The following is a 10,707-nucleotide window of genomic DNA, read 5'->3' on the forward strand; positions in this document are numbered from 1 at the left end:
TACAACCCACGACCCATACCCAACCGCTGCGAACCCTGACCCGAGAACAGCAAACCCAGACGGCCCTCGCCCGCCACTCCGCGGGTCACGCGCGCGTCCGGCTCATCGCGGACGAGTGCGCGCAGGCCGTCGATCAGTTCGTCCCGGTCGCCGCCGACGATCACCGCACGATGTTCGAAGGTCGCGCGCGTGGTCGCCAGCGAGAACGCGACATCCGCGGCGGACCACGCCCGCTCGCCTTCCACCGCGGACAGCAGGCGCACCGCCTGGTCGCGCAGGGCGGTTTCGGTCCGGGCCGACACCAGCCACGGCAGCACCGGCGGCGCGGTCCCGATGATCTCCACCGGACCTTGTGCCGGAGCCTCTTCCAACACGACATGCGCGTTGGTACCGCTGATCCCGAACGAAGACACCCCGGCCCGGCGCGGACGACCATTCACCTTCCACGGCTGTGCCTCGGTCAGCAACTCGACCGCACCCGCCGACCAATCCACCTCCGGCGACGGCTCGTCCACGTGCAACGTGCGCGGCAACGTCTCCTGGCGCATCGCCAAGACCATCTTGATCACCCCGGCCACCCCCGCGGCGGCCTGGGTGTGCCCGAGGTTCGACTTGATCGACCCCAGCCACAACGGATTCTCGCGACCCTGGCCATAGGTCGCCAGCAACGCCTGCGCCTCGATCGGGTCACCGAGAACCGTCCCGGTCCCGTGCGCCTCGACAGCGTCCACATCAGACAGTTCCAGCCCCGCGCTCGCCACCGCCTGCCGGATCACCCGCTGCTGCGACGGACCATTCGGCGCGGTCAACCCGTTCGACGCACCATCCTGATTCACCGCGCTACCGCGAACGACAGCAAGAACTTGGTGCCCATTGCGCCGAGCATCCGACAACCGCTCCACCAGCAGCACACCCACGCCCTCGCCGAGGCCGGTGCCGTCCGCGGCCGCGGCGAACGACTTGCACCGGCCGTCGATCGCGAGCCCGCGCTGCCGGGAGAACTCGGTGAACAGCGCCGGGGTGGGGATGACCGTGACCCCGCCGACCATCGCCAGCTCGCATTCGCCCGCCCGCAGCGCCTGCACCGCCAGGTGCAACGCCACCAGCGACGAAGAACACGCCGTATCCACCGTCACCGCCGGACCCTCCAGCCCGAACGCGTAGGCCAACCGGCCGGACAGCACGCTCGCCGTGATCCCGGTCAGGACGTAGCCCTCGTTCTCCTCGCGGATGGCGTGCACTCCACCGCCGTATCCGGTGGAGGTGGCCCCGACGTAGACCCCGGAGCGGCTGCCCTTCAGCGAACCGGGTTCGATCCCGGCCCGCTCCAGCGCCTGCCACGCGGTTTCCAGGAGCAACCGCTGCTGCGGGTCCATGGCCAGCGCCTCGCGCGGCGAGATCCCGAAGAAGTCGGCGTCGAACTCGCCCGCGTCGTGCAGGAAGGCGCCCTCGCGCACGTAGCAGTGGCCCGCGCTGTCCGGGTCCGGATCGAACAGGCCCGCGAGATCCCAGCCGCGGTCGACCGGGAACCCGGAAATGGCGTCCCGGCCCTCGTCCACCAGTTCCCACAGCTGTTCGGGCGTGGCCACCCCGCCGGGGAACCGGCACGCCATCGACACGATCGCCACCGGCTCGTCCGCGTCGGCGCGCACGACGACCTCCCGCGGCGCCTCCGCACGCGCCCCGAGGAGTTCCGCGCGCAGGAACGCCACGACCGCGGCCGGGGTCGGCTGGTCGAACAGCAGGGTCGCGGGCAGCCGCACCCCGGTGGCGGTCATCAGCTGGTTGCGCAGTTCCACCGAGGTCAGCGAGTCGAAGCCGATCTCCCGGAACGCCTGGCCGGGCTTGACCGATTCCGCCGAGCCGTGCCCCAGGATCGCCGCGGCCCGGGACCGCACCAGCTCAAGCAGGGTGCGTTCCTGGTCGCTCGCCGACATCGCGGCCAACCGGTGCGCGAAATCCGAACCGGTGGGTTCCGCGGAATCCGCGCCCTGCCGGAGGATTCGGGCCGCCGCGGGCACGGTCTCCAGCAACGGGCTCGGCCGGACCGAGGTGAAGATGGGCACGAACCGCTCCCAGTCGACCTCGGCGACGGCGACGGTCGTATCGCCCTGCCCCACCGCCTGGGCGAGTCCGGCGAACGCGATCTCGGGGTCCATGAACGGCAGTCCGCGGCGCCGCACGAGATCGGCGGTGACCCCGTCCAGCGACCGCGTCTCGTCGGCCAGGCTCGGCGAGTTCCACATCCCCCAGGACACCGAGAGCGCGGCCAGCCCGCGGGAACGGCGGCGCTGGGCGATCGCGTCCAGGTACCCGTTGGCGGCCGAGTAGGCGGCGTGGTCGCCGCTGCCCCAGATCCCGGCGATCGAGGAGAACAGCACGAACGCGTCGAGTTCGGTTTCGCCCAGCAGCTCGTCGAGGTGGCGGGCGCCGAGGGCCTTGGCGGAGACGACCTGGGCGAACTCGGCCAGCGTGGTGTCGGCGAGCGCGGCCAGCCGCATCACCGCGGCGGCGTGCACCACGGCCCGGATCGCCTGCCCGTCGGCGGCGAGCCCGGCGAGCAGGTCCGCCAGCGCGGACCGGTCGTTGACGTCGCACGCGGCGAGCGTCACCCGGGCGCCGAGCGCGGTGAGTTCCGCGGCCAGTGCGTCCATGCCGTCCGCGGCGCCGCCCCGGCGACTGACCAGCACGAGGTGTTCGGCGCCCTGCCGAGCCAGCCAGCGGGCGACCAGCGGGCCGAGTTCCCCGGTCGCGCCGGTGAGCAGCACGGTCCCGCGCGGCGTCCACGGCTCCCCGGCCGCCTCGCCGAGGGATGCCGGTTCCAGGCGGCAGGCCAGCAACGCGGAATCGCGCAGCGCGAGCTGGTCCTCGTCACCGACGCCGGACAGGGCCTCGGCGAACCGCGCCCGCTGCCGTTCGCCGAAGGCGGCCGGTAGGTCGATCAGCCCGCCCCAGCGGGCGGGTTGCTCCAGCCCGGCGACCCGGCCGATGCCCCACACCATGGCCTGCGCCGGGCTGGTCACCGGATCCGCGTCCGCCACCGACACCGCGCCGCTGGTCACCGCCCACACCGGGGCCGGGGCGCCGAGGTCGGCCAGTGCCTGCACCAGCGCGACCGTTCCGGCCACGCCCACGGTCAGCGCCGGATATCCGGGATGTTCCCGTTCGTCCAGCGCCCACAGCGAGAGCACGCCGCCGAGCGGCTCGTCCAGTTCGGCGATCCGCGCGGCCAGCGCCGAACGGTCGGTGTCCTCTTCGGACACTTCCACCGGCACGGCCCGCGCGCCGTGTTCGGTCAGCGCGCGCAGGCAGCCCACGACTCGTGCGTCGCCGGTGTGCTCGGACGGCACGAGGACCAGCCAGGTGCCGGAAAGACTCGCGGCCGGGCGTGCGGTGACCGGTTTCCAGGTCACCCGGTACCGCCAGGAATCCGCGGTGGACAACCGCTCGGAGCGACGGCGCCAGGAGGTGAGCGCGGGCAGCACGGTGTCCAGCGGCGCCGAGCCGTCGACGCCCAGGGCAGCCGCCAGTTCGCCGCGCTCCACCGCGTCCCAGAACTCCGCGTCCGCCGCGGGCGCCTCGGCCGCGGCCGAGGCGGCGATCTCCGGCCAGTACCGCCGCCGCTGGAAGGCGTAGGTGGGCAGGTCGGCGCGGGAGCCGGTGGGCACGGCCGGGGTCCAGTCCACCGCGATACCGCGGGTGTGCGCGTCGGCCACCGAGAGCAGCAGCCGCTGCTTGTCGCCCTCGCCGAGCCGCAGGGTGCTCACCGCGGCGACCGGAACGCCCTCGTCGTCGCCGATCTCCTCGATCGGGACGGTGAGCATGGGGTGCGGCCCGGGTTCGACGAACGCGTCGAAGCCCTGGCCCAGCAGGGTGCGCACGGCCTGGTCGAACCGCACGGTGTGCCGCAGGTTGCGGTACCAGTACCCGGCGTCCAGTTCGGTGGTGTCGAGCAGCTCACCGGTGACCGTGGAGCAGAACAGGATCGACGATCCGCGCGGGCGCAGATCGCTCATGGCCTCCAGCAGCTCTTCCCGGATCGATTCGATCTGGGGCGAGTGGGACGCGAAGTCGGACTGGATGCGGCCGACCCGCACGCCGTCCGCGGCGAGGCGCCCGGTCAGTTCGTCGACTGCTCCGGGGTCGCCCGCGACGGTGACCGTGGCGGGCCCGTTGATCGCGGCGACGGCGAGCCGGTCCGCCCACGGGGTGAGGAGTTCGCGGACCTCGCCGACCGGCAGCGGCACCGAGATCATCGCCCCGTGCCCGGCCAGGTGCGCGGCGAGTAGCTTGCTGCGCAGGGCGATCAGCCGGGTGGCGTCTTCCAGCGACAACGCGCCCGCCACGTGCGCCGCGGCGATCTCACCCTGCGAATGCCCGATCACCGCCGAGGGCGTCACCCCGTACGACCGCCACACCGCCGCCAGCGAAACGAGCATGGTGAACAGGGCGGGTTGTACCACATCCACCCGGGACAGCTGCGCGGCACCGCGCTTGCCGCGCAACACGTCGGTCAGCGACCAGTCCAGATGCGGCGCGAAGGCTTCCGCGCACGCCGCGACGCTCTCCGCGAACACCGGGGACGACTCGAGCAAGCCCGCGCCCATGCCCTTCCACTGCCCACCGGCGCCGGAGAACACCATGGCGGTGCGTCCGCGAACACCGGACACGCCCCGCACCACCGCGGAATCCGGCCCCTCGGCGGCGATCGCGTCCAGGCCCGCCAGCAGCCCGTCCCGTTCCGCGCCGACCACAACCGCGCGGTGTTCGAACACCGACCGGGTGGTCACCAGGGCACTGCCGATCTCGCCCGCGGTCAGTTCGGACCGGGAGCGGACGTGCGCGGCCAGCCGGGACGCCTGCGCGCGCAGCCCGGCCGCGGAGCGTGCGGACACCACCCACGGCACCGGCCCGGCGACCGGTTCGGGGGCGGGTTCCGGTTCCTCCGGCACGGGTGCCTGCTCGAGGACGACGTGCGCGTTCGTCCCGCTCATCCCGAACGAGGACACCCCGGCCCGGCGCGACCGCCCGGTTTCCGGCCACGGCCTGCGCTCGGTCAGCAACGCGAGCCCGCCGTTCGCCCAGTCGATGCGGGGCAGCGGTTCCGCCGCGTGCAGGGTTTGGGGCAGGATGCCGTGCCGCATGGCCAGCACCATCTTGATCACCCCGGCCACCCCGGCCGCGGCCTGCGTGTGGCCGAGGTTCGACTTGATCGACCCCAGCCACAACGGCTCGTCCCGGTCCCGGCCGTAGGTGGCCTGCAACGCCTGCGCCTCGATGGAGTCGCCGAGCGCGGTGCCGGTGCCGTGCGCCTCGACCGCGTCGACGTCCGATGTGGACAGTCCGGCGGCGGCGAGCGCGTCGAGCACCACGCGGCGTTGCGAAGGCCCGTTCGGCGCGGTCAGGCCGTTCGACGCGCCGTCCTGGTTCACCGCACTGCCCCGGACGACCGCCAGCACCGGGTGCCCGTTGCGCCGGGCGTCCGACAGCTTCTCCAGCAGCACCATCCCGGCGCCCTCGCCCCAGCCGGTGCCGTCCGCGCTCGCCGCGAACGCCTTGCACCGCCCATCGGACGAGAGCGCGCGCTGGCGGGAGAACTCCACGAACACCTCGGGGGTGGACAGCACGGTCGCGCCACCGGCCAGGGCCAGCGAGCATTCGCCCAGCCGCAGCGCCTGGCACGCGTTGTGCAGGGCGACCAGCGACGCGGAGCACGCGGTGTCCACGGTGATCGCGGGCCCCTCCAGGCCGAGGCAGTAGGCCACCCGCCCGGACGCGACGCTCGCCGCCTTGCCGATCGCCAGGTAGCCGCCGAGTTCCTCGGTCGCCTGGTTCTGCACGGTCGCGTAGTCCTGACCGCTGATCCCGGCGAACACCCCGGTCCGGCTGCCCCGCAACGACCGCGGATCGAGCCCGGCGCGTTCGATCGCCTCCCACGAGGTCTCCAGCAGCAGCCGCTGCTGCGGGTCCATGGCCAGCGCCTCACGCGGTGAGATCCCGAAGAACTCCGCGTCGAAATCACCGACCGCGTCGAGGAAAGCGCCTTCCCGCGCATAGGTCGTCCCGGGACGGGACGGATCGGGGTCGTACAGCCCGGCCAGATCCCAGCCGCGGTCCACCGGGAACCCGGAAACCGCGTCCACTCCCCCGGCCACCAGATCCCACAGCTGCTCGGGCGAGTACACCCCGCCGGGGAACCGGCACCCGATCCCCACGATCGCGATCGGCTCGGCCTGGGCGGATTCCGCGTCGCGCAACCGCTGCCGCGTCTGCTGCAGCTCGGCGACCACCCGGGTCAGGTAGTCGCGAAGCTTCTGCTCCTCCGACGACGACACGTCAGTGCCTGTCTGAGAACGCGCGGACGCGCTCGCGCCGCCGGGGCTTGACTTGGCAACCCCCCTCACTTTCCGCTGTTCTGGCGCCCCGCCGTCCCGATCGCGTGGCTTCGCCGGGCGCGTTCCCTGGCTCAAGTCATGCGGTTCAGCCCAGTTTTCAGACACGCTGTCAGGACACCCCCAGGTCTCGGTCGATCAGGTCGAACAGTTCCTCGTTCGATTTGGTGCGCAGCGCGTCGACGGCGTCCTCGGCCTGCTCGGAGTCCCAGGTGGACAGCAGCTTCCGCAGCCTCGCGACGACTTCGGGCCGATCCTCCGGCCGGGCGGCGAGTTCGGTCAGCGACGCTTCGATGCGGTCCAGGTCCCCGGCTTCGGCGCGGGGCGCGGGCGCGAGTTCGGTCAGCAGGTATCCGGCCAGTTCGACCGGGGTGGCGTAGTCGAACACCAGCGTCGGCGGCAGCCGCAGCCCGGTGGCGGAGTTGAGCACGTTGCGCAGTTCGACCGCGGTCAGCGAATCGAAACCCAGGTCCTTGAACGGCCGCTCGACCTCGATCGCGTGCGCACCGGCGTAACCGAGCACGAGTGCCGCCTTCGCGCACACCAGGTCCAGCAGCGCGTGCCGACGGTCCGATTCGGACAGTCCGGCGAGCCGGTCGACGAATTCCGGTTCGTCCGGCCCGGACACGGACGCGGCCGACCGGCGGACGGGGGCGCGCACCAAGCCGCGCAGCAGCAACGGCACGGTCCCCGCCTCGGCCCGGTCGGCCAGCGCCGCGGTGTCCAGCGGCAGCGGCACCAGCACCGGGTCGGCCGCCGCCGGGGCGGCGTCCAGCAGGGCGAGCGCCTCGGGCGAAGAGAGCGCCCGCACGCCCAGCCGGTTGATCCGGCGCAGGTCGTTGTCGTCGAGCTGCCCGGTGATCCCGCTGCGTTCGGCCCACAGCCCCCAGGCGAGCGACGTGCCCGCCCGCCCCTGCGCCCGCCGGTGGCGCGCCAGCGCGTCCAGGAAGACGTTGGCGGCCGCGTAGTTCGCCTGCCCGGCGCCGCCGAGCGTGCCGGAAGCCGAGGAGAACAGGACGAACTCGGCCAGATCCGCGTCCGCGGTGAGCTCGTGCAGCGCGAGCGCCGCGTCCACCTTCGGGCGAAACACGACGTCGAGGCTGTGCGGGGTGAGGGATTCCACCACACCATCGGCCACCACCCCGGCGGTGTGGACCACCGCGGTGAGCGGATGCTCGGCCGGGATCTTCGCGAGCACCTCCGCCAGCGCGCCGCGGTCGGCCACGTCGCACGCGGCGATCCGCACCCGCGCACCCAGGCCGGTCAGCTCGGCTTCCAGTTCGGCGGCCCCTTCGGCATCCGGCCCGCGACGGCTCAGCAACACCAGCCGCCGCACGCCGCGCTCGGTCACCAGGTGCCGCGCCACCAAGCGGCCCAGCACACCGGTACCGCCGGTGATCAGGACCGTGCCGTCCGGGTCCAGCTCGCGGGGCAGCGTGAACACGACCTTGCCCACGTGCCGGGCCTGGCTGACGAACCGGAAGGCCTCCGGCGCCCGCCGGATGTCCCAGGTGGTGGTGGGCACCGGGTGCAGGGCGCCCGAGCGGAACAGGTCCAGCAGTTCGGTGAGCATCCGCTGGATCCGGTCGGGCCCGGCCTCGATCAGGTCGAAAGCCTGGTACCGCACGCCCGGATGTCCGGCCGAAACCGCCGCCTCGTCGCGGACGTCGGTCTTGCCCATCTCCAGGAACCGGCCACCGCGGGGCAGCAGCCGCAGGGAGGCGTCGACGAACTCCCCGGCCAGCGAGTTCAGCACGACGTCGACCCCGCGGCCACCGGTCGTTTCCAGGAATTCGTCCGCGAACTCCAGCGAGCGGGACGAGGCGATGTGGTCTTCGTCGAGTCCCCGCTCGCGCAGCACGCCCTGCTTGCCACTGCTCGCGGTGCCGAACACCCGCGCGCCCAGGTGCTGCGCCAGTTGCACGGCGGCCATGCCGACCCCGCCCGCGGCCGCGTGCACGAGCACCGATTCCCCGGTTTGCAGCCCGCCCAGGTCGACCAGGGCGTAGTAGGCGGTGAGGAAGGTGATCGGGATGGCGGCGCCCCGCACGAACGACCAGTCCTCCGGCAGGGGCGCGAGCATGCGGTGATCGGTCACCGCGATCGAGCCGAAGGCGCCGCCGGGCACCAGCCCCAGCACCCGGTCACCGGGCGCGAGCCGGGTGACGCCCGGGCCTACTTCGGTGACGACCCCGGCGACCTCGGCGCCGAGCGCGCCCGCTTCGCCGGGATACATGCCCAGTGCGTTGAGCACGTCCCGGAAGTTCAGGCCGGCCGCCCGCACGGCGATCCGGACCTGCTCCGCCGCGAGCGGCTCATCGGCCGCCGGGTACGGCGTGAGGCGCAGGTTCGCCAGCGTGCCCTTGTCCTCGATGCCCAGCCGCCAGGCGCCGGTCTCCGGCGGAACCGCGAGCAGGTCGGCGTCTTCGGCGCGGGCCAGCCGTGGCACCCGGACCGTTCCGGCGCGCAGGGCGAGTTGCGGTTCGTCGCCGGCGAGCGCGGCGGCCAGTGCTTGCCGGGATTCGGCGTGCCCGTCCAGATCGAGCAGCCCGAACCGGCCGGGATGCTCCGACTGTGCCGACCGCACCAGGCCCCACACCGCGGCCTGGGCCGGATCACCGGGTTCCTCACCGGTTTCGGTGGCCACCGCACGCGAAGTCAGCACCACCAGGCGGGAACCGGCGAGCCGGTCGTCGGCCAGCCAGTCGCGCACCGCGGCGAGCGTCCGGCCGGTCCGCGCGCGGGCCGCCTCCGCCCAGTCGCCGGTTTCCCCGGTGCAGGGCAGGACCGCGATCTCGGGTACCGGGGCCCCGGCGGTGAGCGCGGCGTCCAGTTCGGCGAGGTCGTCGTACCGGGCGAACGCCTCCCCGGCGGGTTCGATCGCCTCGGCGAGTTCGGCACCGGCGCCGAGCAGCGCGACCGCACCCGGCCGCCGGTGGGCCGCCGGAGAAACCTCGTTCCAGGTGACCCGGAACAGCGAGTCGTGCCGGGTGCCGGGGAGTTGCTCGGCGTGGAACGGCCGCAGGACCAGGGCGTCGGCTTCGGCGACCGGGCGGCCGGTGGGGTCGGCGACCAGCACGCGCATTCCGTCCGGCCCGGCCGGTGCGAACCGCACGCGTGCGGCGGCCGCGCCGGTGGCGTGCAGGCGCACCCCGCTCCAGGAGAACGGCAACCGCTGCCGATCGGGATCCTCGGTGGTCAGCCCCAGGGCGTGCAGGGCGGAATCGAGCAGCGCGGGATGCAGGCCGAAGCGGTCGGCGTCCGCGGTGATCTCTTCCGGGAGGGCCACTTCGGCGAACGTCTCGTCCCCGCGCCGCCAAGCCGCGCGCAGCCCCTGGAACGTGGGTCCGTAGTGGAATCCCGTGGCCGCCAGCCGGTCGTAGAGACCCTCGGCCGGAAGCGCGGTCGCCCCGGCCGGGGGCCACTCGGTCAGTTCCTCGGCGCCGCCGGTTTCGGTGCTCGCCGAAAGGGTGCCCTGGGCGTGCCGCGTCCAGTCGCCCCCGTCGCCTGCGGGCCGCGAATGCACGCTCACCGGACGCGTGCCGTCCGCGGCCGGAGCGCCGACCACGACCTGCACGTCGGCTCCCGGCCCTTCGGCGAGCACCAGCGGCGTTTCCAGGATCAGGTCGTCGACCCGGTCGCAGGAAACGTCGTCCCCGGCGCGGATCGCCATCTCGAGTAGTGCCGTGCCCGGGACCAGGACCGTGCCCGCGACCGCGTGGTCGGCGAGCCAGGCGTGCGTGCGCAGCGAAAGCCGGGAGGTGAACAGCACACCGTCCGGCTCGGCCAGCGCGATCGCCGCGCCCAGCAACGGATGGCCCGCCGAGTTCAGGGCCGTGGCGACCGGCGGCTCGGGCCAGTACCGGTCGCCCTGGAATGCGTAGGTCGGCAGGTCGATCCGGCGCGCGCCGGAGCCCGCGAAGAAGGCGGCCCAGTCGATGTCGACCCCGTGCGCGTGCAACCGCGCCAGCGCGGTGAGCAGCGTCCGGGGTTCGTCGCGGTCCCGGCGCAACGCGGGCACCAGAACCGATTCGTCCAGGGATTCCTGGGCCAGACCGGTCAGGGTGCCGTCGGGGCCGATTTCCAGGAACCTGGTGACGCCCTGCTCGGCCAGGGTGCGCACCCCATCGGCGAACCGGACCGCCTCCCGGACATGCCGCACCCAATATTCCGGCGTGGCCAGTTCCCCATCCAACTGACCGGACACATTGGACACAACCGGAATGCCCGGCGCCCGGTACTCCACCGAAGCCGCGACCTCGGCGAACTCCGCCAACATCGCATCCATCCGAGGCGAATGGAACGCATGACTGAC

The 10,707-nt window shown here is 73.2% G+C and carries 1 protein-coding gene and 1 pseudogene; both read right to left on the bottom strand.

Annotated features, from left to right (window positions below):
• Positions 1-6,290, bottom strand: a pseudogene (locus tag FXO23_RS52455) (type I polyketide synthase); the annotation flags it as partial.
• Positions 6,291-6,504: 214 nt separating this feature from the next.
• Positions 6,505-10,707 (bottom strand): SDR family NAD(P)-dependent oxidoreductase (locus tag FXO23_RS49755; protein ID WP_158896099.1); only part of this gene is annotated, 4,203 nt, incomplete at its 5' end.

Source organism: Amycolatopsis anabasis (assembly GCF_009765355.1).
Lineage (GTDB): Bacteria > Actinomycetota > Actinomycetes > Mycobacteriales > Pseudonocardiaceae > Amycolatopsis > Amycolatopsis anabasis.